This window comes from Myceligenerans salitolerans, assembly GCF_017349295.1.
Classification (GTDB): domain Bacteria; phylum Actinomycetota; class Actinomycetes; order Actinomycetales; family Cellulomonadaceae; genus Myceligenerans; species Myceligenerans salitolerans.
The window spans coordinates 34,057-57,088 of record NZ_JAFMPK010000005.1; the positions used below are offsets into that span (position 1 = coordinate 34,057).

Consider the following 23,032-nt stretch of genomic DNA (forward strand, 5'->3'; position numbering starts at 1 on the left):
GATGATCCGGCGGCTGTTCGAGCCGACCATCCATGGAAGGACCACCGGACGCCACCAACCCGGACGCCATGAACTCGACGTGACGAGCTCGAGGCCCGACACCCCGCGGCCCCGCGAGCGTGAGGCGTTGTCCTAGACCCGCCCGACCCGGCCGCCTGCTCCGCCCGTGAAGGGTGCGGCACCGGCGACAGCCCCCGCGTCGATCGCCGTCGGTGCCACGGCTGCCCGCCCCCGGCTCGACAGGCGTCGCGAGAGCCGCTGGGCCAGCACGGTCAGGAGCCAGTTGATGACGATGAACAGCACCGCTGCGACCAGGAGCGCCTGGAGGTTGTTGATCGGAGGGGCGTTGCCGAAGATCTGGGCCGAGCGCAGCAGTTCGGAGTAGCCGATGATCTGGCCCAGTGCCGAGTCCTTGAGTACCACGACGAGCTGGGAGAGCAGCGCGGGCAACATCGCGACGAGAGCCTGCGGCAGCTGGATCGACCGAAGCGTCTGGCTCGGTGTGAGCCCCACCGCCAGGCCGGCCTCCCCTTGCCCCTTGGGCAGGTTCCGCACGCCGGAGCGAACCAGCTCCGCGATCACCGAGCCGTTGTAGAGGACGAGTGCCACGACGACCGCCATGAACAACCTGTCCTCCAGACCCGGCAGCATGCGGGCGAGAAGCAGATTGAGGAAGATCATCAACAGCAGCACGGGCATGGCGCGGAAGAACTCCACGATCGCCCCGGACGTCCACCGCACCACGCGGTTGTGGGCGAGGCGGCCCATCCCGAGAATCACCCCGAAGACGACCGCTCCCACGGTCGCGAAAGCGGCGGACCGGAGCGTGTTCTGGAGTCCTGGCCAGACGTAGTAGACCCAGAAGTCGCCGGCGAACACCGGGCCCCACAGCGTCCAGGACCATTGCCCCTTGAGGTACAGCAGATAGACGACCCATCCCACCACGGCGAGCAGTGCCAGCGCACCGATGATGTTGAACACGGTCATCAGCGCCCGGGCGCGTGGGCCGGGGGAGTCGAAGAGGACGGAGGCGCTCATCGCTTCACCGCCAGTCGCTCGGAGAGCCAGGTGGTCAGCAGCCCGACGGGAATGACGAGGATGACCCATCCGATGGCGAACACGCCGAAGATCTCCATCAGGTAGTCGGGATTGAACTCGATCGCGACCTTCATCGTCGAGGCCGTCTCCGTGGTCACGCTCGCGGCGGCGGCCACGGTGGAGTTCTTCATGAGGGCGATGAGCACGCTGCCGAGGGGCGCGATCGCACCGCGGAACGCCTGGGGCAGGATGATCAGCCGGGCCGAGTCCATGAACGGCAGCCCGATCGCGCGGGCGGCCTCCGCCTGCCCGAGCGGCACGGTGTTCACGCCCGAGCGGATCGCCTCGCACACGAACGAGGCGTGGTAGACCGCCAGGCCCAGCACCGCGAACCGGAAATAGCTGTCGCTGAGATTGCTCGACAACTGCAGTGCGAGCTGGAACACGAGCGCCAGGATCATGAACGTCATGATGATCGTCAGCGGGGTGTTCCGAAGGATGTTGACGTAGGCCGTGCCCACGAACCGCAGGCTGGCGATCGGGGAGATCCGCATGATCGCCAGCACCGTGCCCAGGGCCAGCGCCAGCAGCCCCGCCCAGAACGTCAGCTGGATGTTGACCCAGAACGCGGCGAGGACGTCGTACTCCTCGAACACCGTCCAGAGGCCGGACAGATAGTCGCCCACTCCTTGCCTTTCGGTCGAGATGGTCGTTGTCGCACGGCGGTCCGGGTGGCCGCACAGGGTCACCCGGACCGCCGTCCGACGAACCGAGAACTACGAACGGGTCAGGCGCAGGCGGCCGGCTCCGGCGGGTTCAGCTCCTCGTTCGCCGTGTACCCGGTGCCGTCCGTGTGCGTGGCGACGAGCTCCTCCCAGGTGCCGTCGTCGATCATCTCGGTGATCGCGGCGTTGATCTCCTCGCACTGCTCGGTGCTGCCCTGCGGCAGGCCGACGCCGTAGTTCTCCTCGGAGAACGGGTTACCGACCACCTTGAACGCGGTCGGGTCCTCCTGTGCGGCGGCGAGGCCGGCGAGGATGATGTCGTCCGTGGTCACGGCGTCGACGGCGCCGGAGGCCAGGGCGGAGACACACTCGGAGTAGCCGGGGCGCTCCACGAGCTCGACGCCCTCCGCGTACTCGTCCTTGATGCGCTCGGCCGAGGTGGACCCGGTCACGGAGCACAGGTTCTTGCCCTCCAGGTCCTCCGGGCCGGTGATCGAGTCGTCGTCCGCCGCGACGAGCAGGTCCTGGCCGGCCACGAAGTACGGGCCGGCGAACTCGACGACCTCCTTGCGCTCGTCGGTGATCGAGTACGTCGCGAAGATCATGTCCACGTCGCCGTTCTGGAGCATGGTCTCGCGGTTCGCGGAGATGGCCTCCACGAACTCGATCTGGTCCTCGCCGTAGCCGAGCTTGTCGGCGACATACTTGGCGACATCGACGTCGAACCCGACGTAGTCGGCGCCCTTCTGGAGGCCGAGGCCGGGCTGGTCGTACTTGATGCCGATGGTGATCGTCTCGCCGCCACCGTCACCACCGTCGCCACCGGTATCGCCTGGTTCCGCGGTGCCGCAGGCGGACAGGGCGAGAGCGGATGCGGCGGTCAGTGCCACCGCGGTCGTGTGCTTGCGCATGGGTTCCCTTTCGATGATGCGGACTGTCAACTGTGTCGGGAGCTGGTGATTCTGGCTGGGCCGGGGCGGAAGCCCGGTCAGTGCGTCAGGATCTTCGAGAGGAAGTCCCGCGCCCGGTCGGTCCGCGGATTCGTGAAGAACTCGTCCGGCTCGGCCTCCTCCACGATCTGGCCGTCCGCCATGAAGACCACGCGGTCGGCGGCCTTCCGGGCGAACCCCATCTCATGGGTGACGACGATCATGGTCATGCCCTCCCGGGCGAGGGAGACCATGACGTCGAGCACCTCGTTGACCATCTCCGGGTCGAGGGCCGACGTCGGCTCGTCGAAGAGCATGACCTTCGGCCGCATGGCGAGGGCGCGGGCGATGGCCACACGCTGCTGCTGGCCACCGGACAGCTGCGCCGGCATCTTGTGCGCCTGCGAGTCCACTCCTACCCGCTGCAGCAGCGTCATCGCCTCGGACTCGGCCTCGGACTTGGAGAGTCCGCGGACCTTGCGCGGCCCGAGGGTGACGTTGTCGAGGACGGTCTTGTGCGAGAACAGGTTGAACGACTGGAACACCATGCCGACGTCGGCGCGCAGGTGTGCCAGGGCCTTGCCCTCCTCGGGCAGCGGGATGCCGTCGACGGTGATCTCACCGTCGTCGATGGTCTCCAGCCGGTTGATCGCGCGGCACAGCGTCGACTTGCCCGAGCCGGACGGGCCGATGACGACGACGACCTCACCCTGGTGGACGGTGAGCTCGATGTTCTGCAGCACGTGCAGCGCGCCGAAATGCTTGTTCACGGTGCGGAGCTCGACGAGAGGTTCGCCGAGCTCACGGGGTGCCGGGGGCGCGTCGTCGGTGGTCGCGGTGTCCATCCCATGAACCTAATCGATCGTGTGTTTCGTCGCCGGGACGTCAGAGTCACGAGGACACAACGGTTCGGTAACAGATGTCCGATTATGGGCTCTTGGACTGGCCGGATCCGGATTCCCGGGGTCCGGCGTCGTCGCCGTCCGCGGAATCGTAGAATTGGCGCGATGTCCACGCCCACGCTTCCCACCGCGCCCGACACCACGGTCACCGACGTCGACGCCACCGCAGGCGCCGTCTCCGAGCGGCGGACCTACCTGGTCCGCACTCTCGGCTGTCAGATGAACGTGCACGATTCCGAGCACATGGCCGGCATGCTCGAGCAGGCCGGCTACACGCGCGCGTCGAGCGAGGACGAGGCGAGCAACCACGCCGACGTGGTGGTGATCAACACCTGCGCGGTCCGCGAGAACGCCGCGACACGCCTGTACGGGAACCTGGGCCAGCTCGCGGGCATCAAGTCGCAGCGCCCCGGGATGCAGATCGCCGTGGGCGGCTGCCTCGCGCAGAAGGACCGCGGCGCGATCGTGGAGAAGGCGCCGTGGGTCGACGTGGTCTTCGGCACCCACAACCTCGACGCCCTGCCGGTGCTGCTGGAGCGCGCCCGGCACAACGAGAGGGCCGAGGTCGAGATCGCAGAGTCCCTCCAGGTGTTCCCCTCCACCCTGCCGACCCGTCGCGAGTCGGTCTACGCAGGCTGGGTCTCGATCTCCGTGGGCTGCAACAACACCTGCACCTTCTGCATCGTGCCGCACCTGCGTGGCAAGGAGCGCGACCGCCGGCCGGGGGAGATCCTCGCGGAGGTCGAGGCGCTCGTGGCCGCGGGCGCCGTCGAGGTGACGCTGCTCGGGCAGAACGTGAACTCCTACGGCGTCGAGTTCGGGGACCGTGGGGCCTTCGCGAAGCTGCTGCGCGCGTGCGGCGGCATCGAGGGGCTCGAGCGGGTGCGGTTCACGTCCCCGCACCCGGCCGCCTTCACGGACGACGTCATCGACGCCATGGCCGAGACGCCCAACGTCATGCCCCAGCTGCACATGCCGCTGCAGTCCGGCTCGGACCGGATCCTGCGGGCCATGCGCCGCTCCTACCGGTCCGCGAAGTTCCTCGGGATCCTCGACCGGGTGCGCGCCGCCATGCCGGACGCCGCGATCACCACGGACATCATCGTCGGCTTCCCGGGCGAGACGGAGGAGGACTTCGCCGAGACCCTGCGCGTGGTCGAGCAGGCGCGGTTCAGCTCGGCGTTCATGTTCCAGTACTCCCAGCGCCCCGGCACACCGGCGGCGACGATGGAGGGGCAGCTGCCCAAGGAGGTCGTCCAGGAGCGGTTCGAGCGGCTGCTCGCGCTGCAGGAGCGGATCTCGGCCGAGGAGTCGCAGGAGCAGATCGGTCGCACGCTCGAGGTTCTCGTCGCCGAGGGCGCGGGCAGGAAGGACGGTGCCACGCACCGCCTGAGCGGCCGTGCCCGGGACAACCGGCTCGTGCACTTCGCGCTTCCCGGGGACGGTCCCGGTGGCTCCGAGCTCCTTCCCTCCGAGCCGGCCGGTCTCGACGACCCGCGGCTGGCCGATGTCGCCGACCTCGCCCCCGGTCTCCCGCGGCCGGGGGACACCGTGACCGTGACCGTGACCCACGCCGCACCTCACCACCTGATCGCGGACTCGGCGACCGGCGGAGCCGGTACGGGCTTCGCGGTGCGCCGTACGCGGTCGGGCGACGCCTGGGCCGCGCGGGAGAGGGCGCGTCTCGGGGGCGGCGACGACCACCACGGGCACGGCGCTCCCGCGCCCGGCGCCCCGGTCACGCTCGGCATGCCCACCATCGGCCCGCGCTGACCAGAGGACCGCGCCGGCGGCGGGGACGGCCGCCACGCGTGCCGTCTCCCGCCCGGTGCCCGGTCAGCGTGCGTCGTCGCTGATCTCCGGTGGGGTCAGGGCGGCCACCGACGCGAAGAACTGTGCCGCGGTCACCAGTCCGCACGACACGGTCTGCGCCAGCTGGTCGTCGGTCGCGCCGTGCTCGAAGTCCACGGACACCTCCGAGTACAGCGTCAGGCCGTGCGCCTCCGACCGGGCGTACACCTTGGGCCAGATCCGTTCCCGGTTCCAGTCGTTCGTCGCCTGGAGGACGCCCAGCCGTGACGACGCCGAGAGGTTCCCGGCCCACCGCCCCCGGATCTGCAGGATCTCGTCGTGCTCACCGAGCAGCAGGAACCAGAACCGGTTGCCGTCCCACGTGCCCGTGACGTCGCCGTCGTTGTCGACGCGGAACTTGTAGCCGCGCCGGCTCAGGTCGTCGGCGATCCGCTGGGTCGTCAGGGGGCGCGGCAGCTCGACGTCGACGTTGTCGTCGGCGACGTCTCGTGCGTCGGCGGGATGGTCCGCGGTGCGGGGGTTGAACAGCCGCGCCAGCCAGCCCGGCCTCGCCCGCCGGGAACTCAGCCGCTCGTTGTCCGGTCTCACGGCGCCGACCTCAGCGGGTCCGGATACACCTCGTCGAGGTGCTCGAAGAACATGGAGCCCGTCGTGAGTCCGCACTGAAGCAGCTGATCCAGCTGCTCGTCCGACACGCCGTGCTCCAGGTCCACGGTGACCTCCGCGTAGACCAGCACGGCGCCGTTGTCGCGCACGCAGACGTACGCCTTGGGCCAGATCCACTCGGCGTTCCAGTCGTTGCAGATCTCCAGGATCTCCTCGAGGCGCTCGATGCTCAGGTCGCGGTGCCACTGCCCGCGCACCTGCAGCACCTCGGATCCCTCGCCGACGACCAGGAAGTGGAACAGCCAGCCGTGCCACATCCCGCCGATGTCGCCCTCGGAGTCGACGAAGTAGCTGAAGTCGCTCTCGGCGAGCCAACTCGTGACCCGCTCCCGGCTGAGCGGGGTGGGCACACGTGTCGGGTCGTCGAGACCGTCGGTCAGCTCACGTAGCAGGACGCCTTCCACCTGGGACCGCAGCTCGTCGTCGGAGAGCTCCGGGGACCCGGTGCGGGGCGTGCGGCGACCGGTCGGATCGCCTTCTTCCGCCGCCTCGCGGCGGCGTGGTCCGAAGAACCTCACCGAACCACAGTACCCGCGCTTGCCCGGCTATACCCATGGATTCGAGAAAGTCTTCTCATGGAACCGTCTAGACCACTCGTTCGACTACCGTGAACCAGGTGTTCCTCCGAACCGTGATCCTGCCCGCGACAGCGCTGCTCATCCCCGGGAGCGGGGGGATCGCCGATCCCCTGGCACCCGTGCGCCTGGCGGTCTGCGCAGCGCTCGCGAGTCTGGCGGAGAACGGGCCGCCGATGGTCCTCGCGCACGGTGCGCGAGGACCACGCGGGCCCGTCGCCCTCCGGCCCTCGCTCGCGGCGGCCGGCATCGGGGACCGGATGCTGCCCGGCGACGTGACGGCTCCCTGGGCAGCTCACGGCGGCCGGCCCACCGCGGGGACCTCGGCCTCCGTGGCGCTGCTGTGCCTGGGCATGGCGCTGGGCGAGCGGGCGGCCGGGACGCTGGTCGTGGAGGCGCCGTCCGTGGCACGGCACCACGGCACGGACACGCCCCGGGTGCTGCCCGGTGCCGTCGTCCACCGTGAGGACGGCGGCGGGACGGCGGCGGACGCGGCCGGCGCGATCGCCGCGCATCTCGCGGCGGGCGGCACCCTTGTCGTCGCGGCCGGGCGGACGCCGGGTCCCGCGGCACCGCGCCCGGGCGATCCGAACACCTCGGAGCCCGGCCCGGGAACGGGACCGGAGCTCACCCCGGGAGTGGGGGACGTGCTGACGGCGGTGGGCACGGACGGCTGGGTTCATGAGACCCGGGTGTTCCCGCAGGACCACGACCATCTGCCCGCCGAGTACCGGCTGACGACCTCGGGCCCCCGTCTCCCGCGGCCGTCCCGGGGTTAGAGTCGCCGACGTGATCGTCGTCGCCGTCGTGGGCCCCACCGCCACCGGGAAGTCGGACCTCGCGCTGGACCTCGCCGAGGCGCTCGGCCCGGGCGCGGCACGGCCCGGGGAAGGGCCGGCCCGCGGCCGGGCTCCGGCCGAGGTCGTCAACGCCGACGCCTACCAGCTCTATCGCGGCATGGACATCGGCACGGCGAAGGTGCCCCCCGGCGAACGACGCGGGATCGAACACCACGAACTCGACCTGCTCGACCCTCGGGAGGACTCCTCCGTGGCGCGCTACCAGAGTGCCGCCCGCGCAGACCTCGACGCCATCGACGCGCGCGGTGCGCGGGCGGTCGTCGTCGGCGGCAGCGGGCTGTACGTGCGCGCCCTGCTCGACGACATGAACTTCCCCGGCACCGACGCCGCGATCCGGACCCACCTCGAGGAGCGCGCCGAGCAGGAGGGGCGCCGCGCCCTGCACGCGGAACTGGCGCGGCGGGATCCCGCCGCGGCCGACTCGATCGGGCCGACGAACACGCGCCGGATCGTGCGCGCGCTGGAGGTCATCGAACTCACCGGGGCGCCCTACACCGCGAACCTGCCGCGCCAGGAGTACGTCCGGCCGACGGTCCAGATCGGCCTCGACTGCGACCGCTCCGCGCTCGACGCGCGCGTCGAGCGTCGCGTGACGCGTATGTGGGAGACAGGGCTGGTCCAGGAAGTACGGCGGCTCGCGTCGCCCGCTCAGGGCGGCACCGGTCCAGGGCTGGGGACGACGGCGGCGCGTGCCGTCGGCTACGCCGAGATCCTGGCGTGGTTCCGCGGGGAGACCGGCGAGGACGACGCGCGTGCCGCCGTCGCGGCGAACACCCGCAGGCTCGCTCGCAAGCAGATGGGCTGGTTCGGCCGCGACCCGCGTGTGCAGTGGCTGGACGCGGGATCACCCACCCTGCTCGACGACGCGCTCGCCGTCGTCGCCGCCGCCGACGCCGGCACCCTGCCGCGTCCCGGGGACGGTCCGGTTCGCCGTACCCTTGGCGCATGAAGATCGAGTTCACCAAGGGACACGGCACTCACAACGACTTCGTCCTGGTGGCCGACCCGAAGGACGAGCTCGACCTGGACGGCGACCTGGTGCGGCGCCTCACGGACCGGCGCGGTGGTGTCGGGGCCGACGGCGTCATCCGGCTCACCTCCACCGCCTCGATCGCCGGCGCGGGCGATGCGATCGGGGACGAGATCCTCGCCGAGGACTCCTCCGCCATCTGGTTCATGGACTACCGCAACGCCGACGGCTCGGTCGCCGAGATGTGCGGCAACGGGGTCCGCGTCTTCGCCGCCTTCGCGGAACGCCTCGGCTACGTCTCGTTCGGGGCCGGCGGCGGTCGCGGGCCCGACGCCTCCCGCCACGGATTCGCCCTCGGCACCCGGGCCGGGGTCAAGCGCGTACGCAAGGAGCCGAACGGCTGGTACGCGGTCGACATGGGCGCGTGGTTCCTGCCCGGTGGTGACGACGCACGCACCGCCGGATACGACGCCGGGGTCGTGGTCCGCGGCTGGACCACCCCCCGGCCCGGGTTGTCCGTGGATCTCGGCAACCCCCACACCGTCGTCGCGCTGCCCAGCACCGACGAGCTCGACCAGCTGGACCTCACGGCGGCTCCCGAGGTCGCGCCCCTGCCCCCGCACGGCACGAACGTCGAACTGGTCGTCCCGCTCGGGGACGAGCGCGCGCCGAGCGGTGAACCCGCCGGACGTCTTCGCATGCGCGTCCACGAGCGCGGCGTGGGAGAGACGCAGTCGTGCGGTACCGGCGCCTGCGCCGCGGCGCTCGCGGTGCGCGCGTGGCAGGGCGACGGAGCGCCCGACACCTGGTTCGTCGAGGTCCCCGGCGGTGAGGTCCGGGTGCGTGCGCTCGGCGACGGGCACGTCGAGCTCGCCGGGCCGGCCGAACTCGTGTTCTCGGGGTCCTTCGAGGTCTGACGGACGTTCGACCCCGCGCCGTTCGGCTCAGCCGGCCGCGGAGACCCGCAGGATCCGGAAGCCCTTCGACGACGCCTCCCGGTCCACGGCGAGATCCAGCGCGTCGCCCAGCCACCGGGCGAGGGAGTCGGCGCCGAGGTTCTTCTGCACCACGAGCCACGCGTCCGCGCCCGGCGCCAGCCGGGGCAGCCACCGGCCGAGCAGCTCGTGCAGTGCGACCTTGCCGATCCGGATCGGCGGGTTCGACCACACGGCGGAGAACCGCACGTCGTCCGGCACCTCGCCGGGCGTGACCGCACGGACGTTGCCCAGCCCGAGGCGAGCGGCGTTGCGCCGCACGAGGTCCAGCGCCCGCTCGTTCACGTCCACGGCCCAGACGCGCGCCGCCGGACTCTCCGACGCCATGGTCAGCGCCAGCGGACCCCAGCCGCACCCCAGATCCAGCAGGTCCCCGTCCGGCGGTGGCGGCACCTCGTCCAGCAGCACACGGGTGCCCTTGTCGACGCCGCCCGGCGAGAACACGCCGGCCGCAACCTCGACCTCGACCTCCCGCCCGGCGATCGGCACCGTGATGGTGCGCAGGTCCCCGGCGGAGGCGGGCCGCGCGCTGAAGTAGTGGTCGGGGTGTCCGACGTCGTCCTGGGGCACGTTCAGATCCTAGGAGACCCCGGGAACGCCCGGCTCACCACGACTCCGCGACCACCCTCCCGCGCGGTGGGGAGCCGCCGCGGGAAATTCCCATGGAACCGGGACGAGAACACGTGGGATCCTTGTTGTAGAAGACGTCACCCAGAGAAAGGCAGTACATGACCCACGTCCCGACCGAACCCGACGCCCCGGCCACCGGGCCGGACGACCCGCGAGGCGCCCAGGCGATCGCGAACGACGTCGTCGCGCGGGTGCTCGCTCGGGCGGGGACCGCGCGCTCCGAGGGCGAGACCGTCCACGCCGACCACGACGGGGACCAGCTGGACCTCGAGGAACGCAGTGCGCTGCGCCGCGTTGCCGGGCTTTCCACCGAACTCGAGGACATCACCGAGGTCGAGTACCGGCAGCTACGGCTGGAGAAGGTGGTCCTCGTCGGCCTCTACTCCGGCGGCGAGGCCGCGGCCCGCGAGGCGGAGGTCTCGCTGCGTGAGCTCGCCGCCCTCGCCGAGACAGCGGGGTCCGACGTCCTCGACGGGCTGCTTCAGCGCCGGCAGAAGCCGGACCCGGGAACCTACCTGGGATCCGGCAAGGCGGCAGAACTCGCCGACGTCGTCCGCGACGCCGGTGCCGACACCGTCGTGATCGACGGCGAGCTCGCGCCCTCCCAGCGTCGTGCGCTGGAGGACGTCGTCAAGGTCAAGGTCGTCGACCGCACCGCCCTCATCCTCGACATCTTCGCCCAGCACGCCAAGTCCAAGGAGGGCAAGGCCCAGGTCGAGCTCGCCCAGCTCGAATACCTCCTGCCACGCCTGCGCGGCTGGGGAGAGTCGATGTCCCGGCAGGCCGGTGGCCAGGTCGGCGGCGCCGGAGCCGGGATGGGCTCCCGCGGACCGGGCGAGACCAAGATCGAGCTCGACCGCCGCCGCATCCGCAACCGCATGGCGAAGCTGCGGCGCGAGATCGCCGCGATGAAGCCGGCCCGCGAGACGAAGCGACTCAGCCGCAGGCGCAACGCCATCCCCGCGGTCACCATCGCCGGCTACACCAACGCCGGGAAGTCGTCCCTGCTCAATGCCCTCACCGGCACCGGTGTCCTGGTGGAGAACGCCCTGTTCGCCACCCTCGACCCGACCGTGCGGCGCTCGCGGACCGAGGACGGCCGGGTGTACACGCTGGCCGACACCGTCGGGTTCGTGCGGCACCTGCCGCATCAGCTCGTCGAGGCGTTCCGTTCCACCCTGGAGGAGGTGGGTGACGCGGACCTGCTGCTGCACGTCGTGGACGCCTCCCACCCCGACCCGGAAGGGCAGATCGCGGCCGTGCGCGAGGTCCTCTCGGAGATCCCCGGCATCGACACCGTGCGCGAGATCGTCGTGCTGAACAAGGCCGACGTGGCCGATCCCGAGGTGATCGGCCGGATCCAGCGCCGCGAGCGGAACACAGCGGTCGTCAGCGCCCACTCCGGTGAGGGCATCGCCGAGCTACGGCACCGGATCGCCGCCGAGCTCCCGCGCCCCGGCGTGGAGGTCGACGTCGTGATTCCCTACTCGCGCGGGGACCTCGTCCACCGCGTGCACGAGCACGGCGACATCGATCACACCGAGCACGTGGCCACCGGGACGCTCGTCCGCGGACGCGTGGACGAGCAGCTGGCGGCCGAGCTCGACCGGGCCGCGCGCGCGGCGTCCTGACCGGCGACGCGGCCGGGGCCCGCCACTCCGTGAGCGGCGAGCCCGGTCGCGCGGCCGGATGCGCCCTGTGTCGATGTCAGTGGCGGGCCGTACGATCGATGTCGTGACCACCCCCGTTGACACGCCCGCCACCAGTACCGACGCTCCCGAGGTCGACGATCTGCTCGACCTTGCCGTCGGGGCGCTCGGTGGGGGGCGGCGGGAGGGGCAGCATCGCATGGCGCGCGCCGTCACGGAGGCCATCGAGTCGGGCGAGCACCTGCTGGTGCAGGCCGGAACCGGCACGGGCAAGTCGCTCGGCTATCTCGTCCCGGCCGTGCGGCACGCCGTGTCCTCGGGAGACCGTGTCGTCGTGTCCACCGCCACGCTGGCCCTCCAGCGTCAGGTCATCACCCGGGACCTGCCGGTCGTGGCGGACGCCGTGGCTCCGCGACTGTCGCGGGCGCCGCGGATCGCGCTGCTCAAGGGCTGGCACAACTACCTGTGCAAGCACAAGGTCGGGGGCGGGTACCCGGGGGAGGACACGACGCTGTTCGACCTGCCGGCCGCCGAGGACCACGCCGCTCCGGAGCCGTCGAGGGCGCGGGGCGGTGGGGGCGGTCGAGGACGTTCCGGCCGTGACGACGCCGCCTCGCTCGCCGACCATGTCCGCCGGCTGCACGCCTGGGCCGCGGAGACCGACAGCGGGGACCGGGACGACCTCGTGCCGGGAGTGCCCGACAAGGCATGGCGGCAGGTGTCGGTGACGGCGCTGGAGTGCCTCGGCAGCAAGTGCCCGATGCTCGCGGAGTGCTTTCCCGACCAGGCGCGCGCAGCGGCCCGCGACGCCGATGTGGTGGTGACGAACCACGCCATGCTCGGTATCGCGGCATCCGGGAACTCGAACGTGCTGCCGGAGCACGACGTGGTGGTGGTGGACGAGGCGCACGAACTGGTCGACCGGGTCACGGCGTCGGCCACCGTGGAACTTTCCGCGGCGTCGGTGGAGCACGCCGCCCGTCTGGCGCGCCGGCACGGCGGCGCGGACACCACCGCGCTGGAGGACGCGGGCACCAGGCTCGGAACCGTCCTGGTCACGGCGTCGGGCGACCGCTTCCCGCGGGGTCTGGAGGGAGAGCTGCGCGACGCCGTGAGCGGGGTGCGTGACGCGGCGCGCGGCGTGCTCAGCGAACTGAAGCCGGAGAAGGAGAGGGGCGCGGGAGGCTCGGGCAACGACGCCGATCCGGGTCTCAAGCTGGCCCAGGGTGCCGTTCTGCAGCTGTTCGAGGTGGCCGAGCGGATGGCGGCGGACGACACGAGCGCGGACGTGCTCTGGCTGACGCGGCCGGACACGGCCTGGGGCGGCTTCGGGGAGTCGGTCTCCCGTCTGCACGCGGCCCCGCTCCACGTCGCGGGGCTGATCCGCACCAACCTGCTGGGTGCGGCGACCGGTGTCCTCACCTCCGCGACCCTGGCCCTCGGCGGGACGTTCGACCCCATCGCCGGTACCTTCGGGCTGGGCCGCGAGAGCGCGGCGGCAACCGGCGACGGTACGGACCGCGGGGCCGACCGTGACGACGACGGCGCCGCGTGGAAGGGCATCGACGTCGGCAGCCCGTTCGACTACGGCAAGCAGGGCATCTGTTACATCGCCCGGCACCTGCCGGCGCCCGGCCGGGAACCGACCACGGAGGCACAGCTCGACGAGATCGCCGAACTCGTCACCGCCGCGGGAGGCCGTACGCTCGGCCTGTTCTCGTCCCGCCGTGCGGCGACGGCCGCGGCCGAGGCGATGCGGGAGCGGCTCGACCTGCCGATCCTGGCGCAGGGCGACGACCAGCTTCCCACCCTGGTGCGGGAATTCGCCGACGATCCTCGCACCTGCCTGTTCGGCACGCTGTCGCTGTGGCAGGGAGTGGACGTGCCAGGTGCGTCGTGCCAGCTGGTCCTCATCGACAGGATCCCGTTTCCCCGGCCGGACGACCCGGTGAAGGCGGCACGCGCCCGCGCGATCGAACAGGCGGGCGGTAACGGGTTCATGGCCGTGTCGGCGGCGCACGCCGCGCTGCTGCTCGCTCAGGGCGCGGGCCGCCTGATCCGCGGGACGCAGGACCGCGGCGTGGTGGCGGTGCTCGATCCGCGCCTGGCGACCGCCCGGTACGCGTCCTTCCTCGTACGCTCGATGCCCGCCTTCTGGCCGACCACCGACCGTGCGCTCGTCCGGGCCGCGTTGTCCCGGCTCGACGTGTAGGTTCCGCCGCCCGCCCCGGGTTCGAGAAGGACCCCAGCCACCTCAGGAGGAATCGTGACAGCAGCCGACGGCACGGCCACGGCGCGCCGCTCCGCACGGACCACGAAGCTGGCGGTCGTCGGCGCCGGCGCGGTCGGGACGACGCTGGCCTACGCGGCGCTCGCCCGCGGAACCGCGCGCACCGTCGCGCTGATGGACACGAACAGGTCGAAGGTGGACGCCGAGGTCCTCGATCTCCAGCACGGCCAGATGTTCGTCCCCCAGGCGGAGATCGTCGGGTCCGACGACGTGGCGGTGTGCGAGGGAGCCGACGTCGTCGTCGTGACGGCCGGTGCGAAGCAACGACCCGGTCAGTCGCGGCTCGACCTGGCGGAGTCCACCGTCGGTCTCACGAGGGAGCTCATGCCCGGGCTCGTCGCCGTCGCGCCCGACGCGGTGTACGTGATGGTCACCAATCCGGTGGACGTGGTCACCTACGCCGCGCAGAAGTTCTCGGGGCTCCCGCGTGAGCGCGTGTTCGGCAGCGGGACGGTGCTGGACACCTCACGGCTGCGCGAGGCGATCGCGCGCCAGGCGGGTGTCGCGGTCGGCAACGTGCACGCGTACATCGCGGGGGAGCACGGCGACTCCGAGATCGCGCTGTGGAGCTCGGCGTCGATCGGCGGTGTGCCGCTGCTGGACTGGACCGGCCTGGCCGGGCGGCCCCCGCTGGACGAGGAGGTCAGGACCCGTATCGCGGCCGACGTCGTGCAGTCGGCCTACCGGATCATCGAGGGCAAGGGCGCCACCAACTACGCGATCGGGCTGGCGGGCACGAGAATCATCGAGGCCGTCCTCAAGGACGAGCACCGGGTGCTGCCGGTGTCCTCCCACCTGGACGGCTACTACGGGATCGACGACGTGTGCCTGTCGGTACCGGCACTCGTGGGCCGGGGTGGGGCGACCGAGACGATCGACATCCCGCTGTCCGGCGGCGAGCTGCGGGACCTCCGGGCCTCGGCGGAGCGGGTCCGCGCCATCCAGCGACGATTCGGTCTGTGACCGGTCGCCGGGCCGGCATCACTGCCGGCCCGGCGGACTCAGAGACTGCGGAGGACCGCGACGATGCGTCCGAGGATCTGTGCCTCGTCGCCCGGAATGGGCTCGTAGGCCGCGTTCTGCGGCATGAGCCAGACGTGCCCGTCCGTCTGCTTGAACGTCTTGACCGTGGCCTCGCCGTCGATCATGGCCGCGACGATCTCACCCTGCTCGGCGACGTTCTGCCGGCGCACCACGACCCAGTCGCCGTCGCAGATGGCGGCGTCGACCATCGAGTCGCCCGCCACCTTGAGCAGGAAGAGCTCGCCGTCCCCGACCACCTGGCGCGGCAGCGCGAAGATGTCCTCGACAGCCTGCTCGGCGAGGATCGGCCCGCCCGCGGCGATACGGCCCACCAGGGGGACGTACGACGCCTGCGGTGCGGACTCGGCCTGCTCGGCGGTCCCGCCCCAGTGGACCTCGCCCGGCTGAGGGCTCTGGCGGGCTCCGGACTCCGGGTCGACCAGCTCCATCGCGCGGGGCCGGTTCGGGTCCCGGCGCAGGAAGCCCTTGCGTTCGAGCACCTGAAGCTGGTGCTTCACGCTCGACGGGCTCGCGAGGCCGACCGAGTCCCCGATCTCGCGCATGGACGGCGGATAGCCGCGCGCCTCGAACGACTCACGGATGCACGTCAGCACCTTGCGCTGGCGGGGCGTCAGACGTTCGGCCGCGGTGCCGAGATCGAGCGGTTCGTCGTTCCGGGCGATGGTGCCGACGCTGCCCAGGCTTCCCGGCATCATGCCCGGCGTCCTCTCACGTCCCGTCATGCTGTGGCCCTCCTCGTCGTTTGATGTCGCCAACTCTAGATCGGGTCCCGGCGAATCTCAAACGGATGTTCGAGCGTGTCTCGACACGAAGGGTGTCGCGTGCTACACAATGGTACGAGTGTTCGTCGTACGCTTGTGCGAAGCACATCTGTTCGAAAGGCGATCTCAGGAGGCGGTCATGAGCACCACGACCACGGTGGAGCTCCGCGGGCTCAGGAGGAGAGCGGGCGCACGCCGCCCGTCGGGCGAACGTCATCTGCGGGTGGTGCCACCGCTCGGGCGGGAGGGGGTCGAGGAGGCGGTCGCCCCTGCCGGACACGACCCCCTCGACGGGACGGGCACTGCCGGCGTCGGGCCGGGCGGCCCTCGGCCCGAGGCGTGTCCTGCGCGAACCCGCGTCCCCCGCGGAGAGGACGTGCCCGACGCCGTCGCGGACGGCGGTCGCCGTGGCGCCGGGTCTGCTGCCCGCGTCACCCGGACACTCGCGGCGCGCCTCGACCTCGACGGGCTGCGGCTGACCGCGCGGGGCAGGTTCGTGGTCGCGGTGGCGGCGCTGGCCCTGGTGGCCCCTGTCGCCTGGGGAGCGACGACAGCGGTCGCCGGCGCGCCCGCGGAGCCCGTCGAGGTGCGGGCGCACGCCGTCGAGCCGGGCGAGACGCTCTGGGAGCTGGCCGCGTCGGTCGCGCGGCCCGGACAGGACGTCCGCGACGTCGTGCGCCGGCTGCAGGAGCTGAACGACCTGCCGACGGGCGGTCTGACCGTGGGGCAGACCCTCTACGTCCCGGCAGGATGAGCCACCTGCCCGAGTGAGGTCGGCAACGTTCTCGACATATCGCCGCAGTCGTGTTGCATGGGTGCGGTTTGCCCGCATACGGTCAAGTCCCGGCCGGGAGTACCCGGTCGCTGGCCGAGCCCGCAGGAGACCGCATGCACTGCCCGTTCTGTCGTCACGGTGACTCGCGCGTAGTGGACTCCCGGACGTCGGACGATGGTTCGTCGATCCGCCGCCGGCGGGAGTGCCCGGCGTGCCACAAGCGCTTCACCACCATCGAGACGGCGAGTCTGACCGTGGTCAAGAGGTCCGGCGCGAAGGAGCCGTTCGTGCGGGACAAGATCGCCACGGGCGTCCGCAAGGCCTGCCAGCCCCGGCCGGTCAGCGACGACGACCTCGCGCTCCTCGCGCAGCGCGTCGAGGAGACGCTGCGCAGCACCGGGAGCGCCGAGATCGAGGCGAACGAGATCGGCAAGGCCATCCTGGGACCGCTGCGGGAGCTCGACGTCGTCGCCTATCTACGCTTTGCGAGCGTCTACCAGGACTTCTCGTCGTTGGAGGACTTCGAGGCCGCCATCACCGACCTGCGCAAGGACGCCGAGGCGGGCGCCGCGGAGGCGGACGGCGTGCCGGAGGGCTCCCGGACCGAGCCGGTGTGACGCGCGCCCCCAGAAGGAGGCGCCGGTCCGCGAGGGATGCGGAAGGCACTCCGTGCGGCGGCCCGTGATGCGCTGGCGCGCCGAGAGCGGAAAAGGGCTGGCGTTCGGTCCCCGTCCGGGGGACGCTGGTCGCACGGACCCGGCCAGGGATCCTGAGACGACGAGGAGGTGGTCGGTGTGACGTCCGAGAACAACGATCGCAGCACCGCGCCCAGCGAGGACGCCAAGGCGAAGTTCCGCGAGGCGCTCGAGCGCAAGAACAACGCGAGCCACCGCACGGCCGAGGCCGAAAGGAACACCGGAGCGGTGCACGGGCCGGAGACCACCGGCCCCGTGCAGAAGATGTTCCGCCGCAAGAGCGGCTGAGGCCTGCCGACCGGGGCCGCCGCCAGGTGCCAGACCTGGCGGCGGCCCTTTTCGCGTCCTCCGGGCGCCCCAACCGAAGCGGCTCCGCGCGCGCCGGTGTCTCAGGTGGTCGGGCGATCGGTGGCCGGGATGTCGGTCGTCGTGGCGAGAGCGCGGGATGCCTCGACGTCGTCGGCCAGGCTCTGGAGCCTGCCGGTGGCCAGCGAGAGGGAGTCCGAGCCGAGGAGCTGGTGCAGGGGCGCCTCGCCCGTGGTCGCGATCGTGATGATGGCAGCGGCCGCCTTGGCGGGGTCGCCGAGCTGGGTGCCGGGCATCCGCAGGTGCTGGTCGACCATCTCACGGATCGCCGGATAGGCGTCGCTCGTGGAGCCCGGCAGTCCCAGGGAGACGGGACGCAGGAAGTCGGTGCGCATGTAGCCGGGCTCGACGAGGTTGACCCTGATGCCGTGGTCGGCCACCTCGGCGGCGAGCGACTCCGTGATCGCCTCGAGCGCGAACTTGCCGGCCGTGTACAGGCTCCACCCCGGGAAGGAGAGCAGCCCGAGGACGGAGGACACGTTGATGACGTGGCCGCTGCGCGCCTCGCGGAAGCCCGGCAGCACGGCGCGCAGCACGTTCCACGCGCCGAAGACCTGGACGTCGAACATCGCGCGTGCGTCGGCGTCGGACACCTCCTCGACGGCACCGAGGTAGCCGTAGCCGGCGTTGTTGACGACGACGTCGAGGCCACCGAAGCGCTCCTGCGTGCTCGTCACGGCGTGAGCGACCTGGTCCTCGTCGGCGAGCTCGACGGGCAGGGCCAGCAGCCGCGACGTGTCCGACGCCCGCAGGGCGGTGGTCAGGCGTTCGGTGGACCGAGTAGTGGCCGCGACGTTGTCGCCGCGCTGGAGCAGCCGGCGTACGAGATCCAGGCCCAGGCCACGCGAGGCTCCGGTGACGAACCAGGTGGCGGGACGGTCGGTGGGGTAGGTCATGCTTCCATCTCCTTGGCAGGGGTCGAGCCGGCTGCGTGTGCCGGCAGGTCAAGCCTTCCGGCGTCCGCGCGGGCGCGGGGCCCGACAGCTGTCTCTTCTCGTCCCAGGACGTGGAACCTGGGTCCGAGAGGTCCACCCACGGCGGGTCACCCCCTTCGGTCTCGGACGAGAATGTCGGTATGACGGAGCGGAACACCGAGCTGGCCGACTTCCTGCGCCGCGCACGCAGCCAGTGCGACGCCTCCCGGGCGGGGCTGCCCGCCGACGGGCGCGTCCGGCGGGTGCCGGGACTGCGGCGTGAGGAGGTGGCGTTCTTGGCCGGGGTCTCGACGGACTACTACGCGCGCCTGGAGCAGGGCCGTCGGATCGTGCCCTCGCCGTCCGTGGTGGACGCCGTCGGAAGGGCTCTGGGCCTGGACGCGGCGGGCCGGGCCCATCTCGCCGACCTGATCGGGCTCGGCGGCGGGGCCGCGCCGCTGCGGTCCCGGGCGGTGCAGCGCGTTCGTCCCGGCCTGTACCAGCTGTTGGACGCGCTGTCCGACGTGCCGGTCCTGGTGCTCGGGCGTCGTGCCGACGTACTGGCCCAGAACCGGATGGGCAAAGCACTGTTCGCCGACTTCGAGCGGTTCCCGGCCACCGGGCGCAACTACGCCCGGTGGCTGCTGCTGGACGACGAGGCGCGGTCGCTGTTCGTGGACTGGGAGGAGCAGGCGCGGACCGCGGTGCAGAGTCTTCGCCTGGAGGCGGGCAACGATCCGGCCGACCGTGCGACGGCTGAACTGATCGCCGACCTGCGCCGGTCCAGTGCCGAGTTCGGCACGTGGTGGGACGAGCACCGGGTCAACCAGCGCACTCACGGCTCCAAGCAGCTGCGTCATCCGGTGGTCGGGGACCTGACCGTCGAGTACGAGACCCTGACCCTCCCGGGCGACGCAGACGTCACGCTCTATGCGTACTCGGCCGAGGCCGGGTCGCCGTCGGAGAGGGCACTGGCGCTCCTGGCGAGCTGGTCGCTGTCCGGCGGCAGCCCTTCCCCGCAGGGCACGGGGGCCGGGACCGCGTGACGCGGGGGAGCTCGCCTCCTTCGCCGGCCGTGTCGACGGCTGTGACCTGAGTCGCCCCATCCGGAAGCCTTCCGGCCTCGAACCCTGGGTGCGGACCCGGACGGAGGTGCATGTAGGGCAGACTGAGGCGGTGGCATCACCACCCGTTCGGACCTCGTCGCGCGACGCCGTCGACGCGATGCTCGCGGCCTGCGCCGGGGGCGACCCCGAGTCGTTCACGCCCGTGTACGACGCTCTGGGGCCGGTAGCCTACGGCACGGCCCTCGGCGTACTGCGTGATCCCGACCATGCGGCGGAAGTGACCCAGGAGGTGATGGTGGAGGTGTGGCAGACAGCGACTCGGTTCGACCCGGCACGGGGCTCCGCCCGCACCTGGGTCGCGACGCTCGCGCGGCGTCGCGCGGTCGACCGTGTGCGGTCGGAGCAGTCCCGGCGTGACCGGGACCAGCGTGACACGGACCTGCGCACGGCGGATCCCGGCCGCGACGTCGTGGCCGAGGACGTCGAGCGGCGCCTGGAGGGTTCCGCCGTGCGGCGCTGCATCGAAGGGCTGACGCCCACGCAGCGCGAGGCGGTCGTCGCCGCCTACTACGGCGGCTACACCTACCGCGAGGTGGCCGAGAAGCTCGACGCCGCCCTGCCCACGGTGAAGAGCCGGATCCGTGACGGGCTCAACCGGCTGCGTGACTGCCTGGGGGTGCGTCATGTCTGACGAGACCGCGGGTACCCCGCAGGACCCGCGCGACGACGTGCGCGACCTCCTGCCCGGGTACGCCCTGGACGCCCTCGACGAGCAGGAGCGCCGGTCCGTCGACCAGCTGCTCGAGGTGGACGCCGACGCCCGCCGGGCGCTCGCTGAGTACCAGGACGTCGTCGCGGCGTTCGCCGTCGAGGCCGAGCCGCCCGCCGCCGTGCGCGCGAGCGTGCTCGAACGGATCCGGACGACGCCTCAGGCGGAGGCTCCCGCCGCGCGAGCCCCCGAACCGCCGCACGGGCACGGCTCCGGGGCCACGGGAGCGTCGTCCGCACCCCGGCGGCAGGTGGCCGGCGGTGGACCGGACGCCGGGGGCGACGTCGTACAGCTCGACGACCTGCGCCGACGGCGCGTGCGCCGGTGGGGCACCGCGCTGGCTTCGGTCGCCGCCGCCGTCGCGATCGCCGTTCCGACGGCCATCGCCGTCCAGGTGTCCGCCGAGCGCGACCGCATGCGGGAGCAGGTGGAAGCCGTGTCAGAGTTGCTCGGGAACCCGGACAGCGCCATTCTCAGGAGTGCCGTCGAGGGCGGCGGCCAGGCCGCGGTGCTCGTCGCCGGGGAGGACATGTTCTTCCACGCCGAAGGACTTCCCGACCCCGGTGAGGGCCGCGCCTACCAGCTCTGGGTGGTCGCCGCGGATGGCAGCGTGTCGTCGGCGGGGGTGCTCGACCTGCGCGGCGGCGAGACGTCGTCGTTGGTGCGGGCGTCCGACGGCGTCGGCATGGCCGTGACGATCGAGCCGGACGCCGGTTCGGAGCAGCCGACCACGGACCCGCTCGTCGTTCTCGGCGCCTGACGCACGTCTCGGTACGAGCGAAGAGCGCCTGTCCGGTGGACAGGCGCTCTTCGTCGCTCCGGCCCGGAGGCGTGGGGCCGCCGCGGCCGCCCCGCCCGGCGGGACGGCCGCGGAGCGGATCAGGAGGAGGGCAGGAGGACCGAGTCGATCAGGTAGACGGTGGCGTTCTGCGTCATGACGCCGCCGCAGATGACGTTGGCGTCGTTCACCATGAGCTCGTCGCCGCCGCCGGTCACCTCGACGGTCCCGCCCTGGACCGTGGTCTGCTCGCCGACCACCTGGTCGGGCGTGAGCTGCCCGGGCACCACGTGGTAGGTGAGGATGCCCGTGAGCATGTCGGCATCCTCGGACAGGGTGTCCATCGTGTCGGCGTCGATGGCCTCGAACGCCTCGTTCACGGGGGCGAAGACGGTGAACTCGTCGCCGTTCAGCGTGTCCACCAGGTCCACGTCAGGGTTCACCTCGCCACTCACGGCCGCGACGAGCGTGGTCAGGAGCGGGTTGTTCGAGGCGGCGACGGCGACCGGGTCGGTGGACATCCCGGTGATGGAGCCGGCGCCGTCCGGCACCTGTTCCGCGTAGTCGGTGCAGCCCGGCCCGACGAGGTTCGCGGCCGGGTCCGCCATGTCCTCACCCGTGTCCTCCGTCTCCTCGCTCATGTCCTCCTCCTCCGCCGACTCCTCGGCGGCGGTCTCCTCGGACCCGGCCGCACCGTCGTCGCCCGAACTGCACGCGGCGAGGCCGAGCACGGACACGAGTGCCAGGCCGACGACGGCGCGAGAGGTGCGGGTGCGAGCGTTCATGATTCTCTCCTCAAGGTCGCCGCCCCGCGGGACACGGGGCGTCTTGCCCCTGGTTCGGAGCCGGGGCCACGACGGATGGGATCGGATCATGATCGGTTCCGCGGACCAGGGCGGTCCCCCCGATCCGTACCGGCTCAGGACGTCGCGGCGGCCAGCGCCCGGACGATCGCGATCTGGTCCAGCTCGCCGAGGCCGGCGGCGACGGCATCGTCGTACACGCGGACCGCGGCGTCGGTCAGCGGTGCGGGTATGCCGTGCGACGCGGCATGGTCGGCGATGAGCCGCGCGTTCTTCCCGACGTCGCGGACGGAGGCCTGAGGGCCGAGGTCTCCGCCGGCGAGCTTGGCGGTCTTGATCCGCGAGATCGGTGAGGCCATCTGGCTGGTGTCGACGATGGCGCGCAGGGTGCCGAGATCCAGTCCGCACCGCTCGGCGAACGCCATCGCCTCGGCCAGGCCGGTGATCGAGGCGACGAGGAACGTGTTCACGGCGAGCTTCATCGTCAGGGCGCCCGGAACCGGCCCGCACGCGTGGATCCGGGAGCACATCGCCTCGAGGACCGGGCGGACCAGCTCCACGGCGTCCGGGTCACCCGAGACCATGGCGAGCAGCTCACCGGCCTCGGCCGGCACCCGGGAGCCCGAGACGGGCGCCTCGACGTAGGCGCCGCCGGCGGCGACGAGGTCACGTTCGAGGGCGGCGGACCACGCCGGTGCGGTCGTGCCCATCGTCACCACGACCGTGTCCCGGACGAGGCCGGAGAACCGGTCGTCGCCGCGGCCCAGCACCTCGTCCACCGCGTCCTCGGTCGCGAGCATGCAGACCACGATCCGGCAGCGGGTGAACACATCCTCCACCGACGCGGCCGCCAGGGCGCCGTCGCGCACCAGGCCGTCGACCTTCGACCTGGTGCGGTTCCAGACCACCAGGCGGGTTCCGGACCGCAGGAGGTTGCGTGCCATGGGCTCGCCCATCGTGCCCGCCCCGAGGAACCCGACCGTGCCCTGCCTCTCGTTCTCCATGGCCGGAGTGTGCGT

24 protein-coding genes are annotated in these 23,032 nt (G+C 71.9%); 13 read left to right on the forward strand and 11 right to left on the reverse strand.

What is annotated here, in order from left to right; all coding sequences use genetic code 11:
* Positions 1–132 precede the first annotated feature (132 nt).
* The 4 genes from J0911_RS00170 to J0911_RS00185 all read right to left on the reverse strand — a co-directional run bounded on the left by J0911_RS00170 (position 133) and on the right by J0911_RS00185 (position 3,537).
* Positions 133–1,038 carry an amino acid ABC transporter permease gene (locus J0911_RS00170; RefSeq protein ID WP_207273377.1) on the reverse strand — a complete coding sequence of 302 codons (906 nt, stop codon included), beginning with the start codon at positions 1,036–1,038 and terminating at the stop codon, positions 133–135.
* Complete coding sequence (locus J0911_RS00175) at positions 1,035–1,724, reverse strand: amino acid ABC transporter permease (protein WP_207273378.1); 690 nt, start codon at positions 1,722–1,724, stop codon at positions 1,035–1,037. The genes J0911_RS00170 and J0911_RS00175 overlap by 4 nt, the downstream gene beginning before the upstream one ends.
* Before the next feature lie 101 nt (positions 1,725–1,825).
* Positions 1,826–2,674 (reverse strand): glutamate ABC transporter substrate-binding protein, encoded by an 849-nt coding sequence (locus tag J0911_RS00180; protein WP_207273379.1) that lies wholly within the window; start codon positions 2,672–2,674, stop codon positions 1,826–1,828.
* A 77-nt stretch (positions 2,675–2,751) separates the two neighbouring features.
* A complete protein-coding gene (locus J0911_RS00185) occupies positions 2,752–3,537 on the reverse strand; it encodes an amino acid ABC transporter ATP-binding protein (RefSeq protein WP_207273380.1) in 786 nt (261 codons plus the stop codon).
* A 162-nt stretch (positions 3,538–3,699) separates the two neighbouring features.
* Between J0911_RS00185 and miaB the strand changes: the two genes are divergently transcribed.
* Positions 3,700–5,367: a tRNA (N6-isopentenyl adenosine(37)-C2)-methylthiotransferase MiaB gene (miaB, locus tag J0911_RS00190; protein WP_207273381.1), complete on the forward strand. Its 1,668-nt coding sequence runs from the start codon at positions 3,700–3,702 to the stop codon at positions 5,365–5,367.
* 63 nt (positions 5,368–5,430) lie between these two features.
* On the opposite strand, the gene J0911_RS00195 is transcribed toward miaB, so the two are convergent.
* Positions 5,431–5,994, reverse strand: coding sequence for a type III secretion system chaperone family protein (locus tag J0911_RS00195; protein ID WP_307864836.1), 564 nt, complete (start codon positions 5,992–5,994; stop codon positions 5,431–5,433).
* Positions 5,991–6,590 carry a type III secretion system chaperone family protein gene (locus J0911_RS00200; protein WP_307864837.1) on the reverse strand — a complete coding sequence of 200 codons (600 nt, stop codon included), beginning with the start codon at positions 6,588–6,590 and terminating at the stop codon, positions 5,991–5,993. The genes J0911_RS00195 and J0911_RS00200 overlap by 4 nt, the downstream gene beginning before the upstream one ends.
* A 98-nt stretch (positions 6,591–6,688) precedes the next feature.
* Between J0911_RS00200 and J0911_RS00205 the strand changes: the two genes are divergently transcribed.
* The 3 genes from J0911_RS00205 to dapF are packed head-to-tail and all read left to right on the forward strand — an operon-like array spanning position 6,689 to position 9,394.
* Positions 6,689–7,426 carry a hypothetical protein gene (locus J0911_RS00205; RefSeq protein ID WP_207273382.1) on the forward strand — a complete coding sequence of 246 codons (738 nt, stop codon included), beginning with the start codon at positions 6,689–6,691 and terminating at the stop codon, positions 7,424–7,426.
* A 10-nt stretch (positions 7,427–7,436) separates the two neighbouring features.
* Positions 7,437–8,456: a tRNA (adenosine(37)-N6)-dimethylallyltransferase MiaA gene (miaA, locus tag J0911_RS00210; RefSeq protein ID WP_207273383.1), complete on the forward strand. Its 1,020-nt coding sequence runs from the start codon at positions 7,437–7,439 to the stop codon at positions 8,454–8,456.
* Entirely contained in the window at positions 8,453–9,394 is a 942-nt protein-coding gene (gene dapF / locus J0911_RS00215) for a diaminopimelate epimerase (RefSeq protein WP_207273384.1), read from the forward strand. The genes miaA and dapF overlap by 4 nt, the downstream gene beginning before the upstream one ends.
* Positions 9,395–9,421: 27 nt before the next feature.
* Here dapF and J0911_RS00220 read toward each other — a convergent pair whose 3' ends face one another.
* A complete protein-coding gene (locus tag J0911_RS00220; protein ID WP_307864838.1) occupies positions 9,422–10,042 on the reverse strand; it encodes a class I SAM-dependent methyltransferase in 621 nt (206 codons plus the stop codon).
* Positions 10,043–10,200: 158 nt separating this feature from the next.
* Between J0911_RS00220 and hflX the strand changes: the two genes are divergently transcribed.
* From hflX to J0911_RS00235, 3 genes are all read left to right on the forward strand, one after another.
* Positions 10,201–11,733 carry a GTPase HflX gene (hflX, locus tag J0911_RS00225; protein WP_207273385.1) on the forward strand — a complete coding sequence of 511 codons (1,533 nt, stop codon included), beginning with the start codon at positions 10,201–10,203 and terminating at the stop codon, positions 11,731–11,733.
* Between the two features lie 73 nt (positions 11,734–11,806).
* The gene (locus tag J0911_RS00230) at positions 11,807–13,963 is read left to right on the forward strand and encodes an ATP-dependent DNA helicase (protein WP_207273416.1); all 2,157 of its coding nucleotides are present in this window, start codon (positions 11,807–11,809) and stop codon (positions 13,961–13,963) included.
* Between the two features lie 54 nt (positions 13,964–14,017).
* Positions 14,018–15,004, forward strand: coding sequence for an L-lactate dehydrogenase (locus tag J0911_RS00235; RefSeq protein ID WP_207273386.1), 987 nt, complete (start codon positions 14,018–14,020; stop codon positions 15,002–15,004).
* A 38-nt stretch (positions 15,005–15,042) separates the two neighbouring features.
* Here the strand turns inward: J0911_RS00235 and lexA are convergent, their stop codons facing one another.
* Positions 15,043–15,807 (reverse strand): transcriptional repressor LexA, encoded by a 765-nt coding sequence (lexA, locus tag J0911_RS00240; RefSeq protein WP_207273387.1) that lies wholly within the window; start codon positions 15,805–15,807, stop codon positions 15,043–15,045.
* Between the two features lie 178 nt (positions 15,808–15,985).
* Between lexA and J0911_RS00245 the strand changes: the two genes are divergently transcribed.
* The 3 genes from J0911_RS00245 (at position 15,986) to J0911_RS00255 (ending at position 17,604) form a co-directional block, all read left to right on the forward strand.
* Positions 15,986–16,600: a LysM peptidoglycan-binding domain-containing protein gene (locus J0911_RS00245; protein WP_207273388.1), complete on the forward strand. Its 615-nt coding sequence runs from the start codon at positions 15,986–15,988 to the stop codon at positions 16,598–16,600.
* A 134-nt stretch (positions 16,601–16,734) separates the two neighbouring features.
* On the forward strand, positions 16,735–17,238 hold the full coding sequence (gene nrdR / locus J0911_RS00250) for a transcriptional regulator NrdR (protein ID WP_207273389.1): 504 nt from the start codon (positions 16,735–16,737) through the stop codon (positions 17,236–17,238).
* A gap of 177 nt (positions 17,239–17,415) precedes the next feature.
* Positions 17,416–17,604, forward strand: a complete 189-nt coding sequence (locus tag J0911_RS00255; RefSeq protein WP_207273390.1) for a DUF5302 domain-containing protein — start codon at positions 17,416–17,418, stop codon at positions 17,602–17,604.
* Between the two features lie 101 nt (positions 17,605–17,705).
* Here the strand turns inward: J0911_RS00255 and J0911_RS00260 are convergent, their stop codons facing one another.
* The gene (locus J0911_RS00260) at positions 17,706–18,578 is read right to left on the reverse strand and encodes an SDR family NAD(P)-dependent oxidoreductase (RefSeq protein ID WP_207273391.1); all 873 of its coding nucleotides are present in this window, start codon (positions 18,576–18,578) and stop codon (positions 17,706–17,708) included.
* Positions 18,579–18,757: 179 nt separating this feature from the next.
* On the opposite strand from J0911_RS00260, the gene J0911_RS00265 reads away from it, so the two are divergent.
* The 3 genes from J0911_RS00265 (at position 18,758) to J0911_RS00275 (ending at position 21,192) form a co-directional block, all read left to right on the forward strand.
* Positions 18,758–19,642, forward strand: coding sequence for a helix-turn-helix transcriptional regulator (locus J0911_RS00265; protein WP_207273392.1), 885 nt, complete (start codon positions 18,758–18,760; stop codon positions 19,640–19,642).
* Between the two features lie 130 nt (positions 19,643–19,772).
* Positions 19,773–20,354, forward strand: a complete 582-nt coding sequence (sigK, locus tag J0911_RS20675; RefSeq protein ID WP_307864840.1) for an ECF RNA polymerase sigma factor SigK — start codon at positions 19,773–19,775, stop codon at positions 20,352–20,354.
* Positions 20,347–21,192 carry an anti-sigma factor gene (locus tag J0911_RS00275; protein WP_207273393.1) on the forward strand — a complete coding sequence of 282 codons (846 nt, stop codon included), beginning with the start codon at positions 20,347–20,349 and terminating at the stop codon, positions 21,190–21,192. Before sigK ends, J0911_RS00275 begins: the two co-directional genes overlap by 8 nt.
* A gap of 119 nt (positions 21,193–21,311) precedes the next feature.
* Here the strand turns inward: J0911_RS00275 and J0911_RS00280 are convergent, their stop codons facing one another.
* Positions 21,312–21,995, reverse strand: a complete 684-nt coding sequence (locus J0911_RS00280; protein ID WP_207273394.1) for a fasciclin domain-containing protein — start codon at positions 21,993–21,995, stop codon at positions 21,312–21,314.
* Between the two features lie 134 nt (positions 21,996–22,129).
* Positions 22,130–23,017, reverse strand: coding sequence for an NAD(P)-dependent oxidoreductase (locus J0911_RS00285; protein WP_207273395.1), 888 nt, complete (start codon positions 23,015–23,017; stop codon positions 22,130–22,132).
* Between the last annotated feature and the right edge of the window lie 15 nt (positions 23,018–23,032).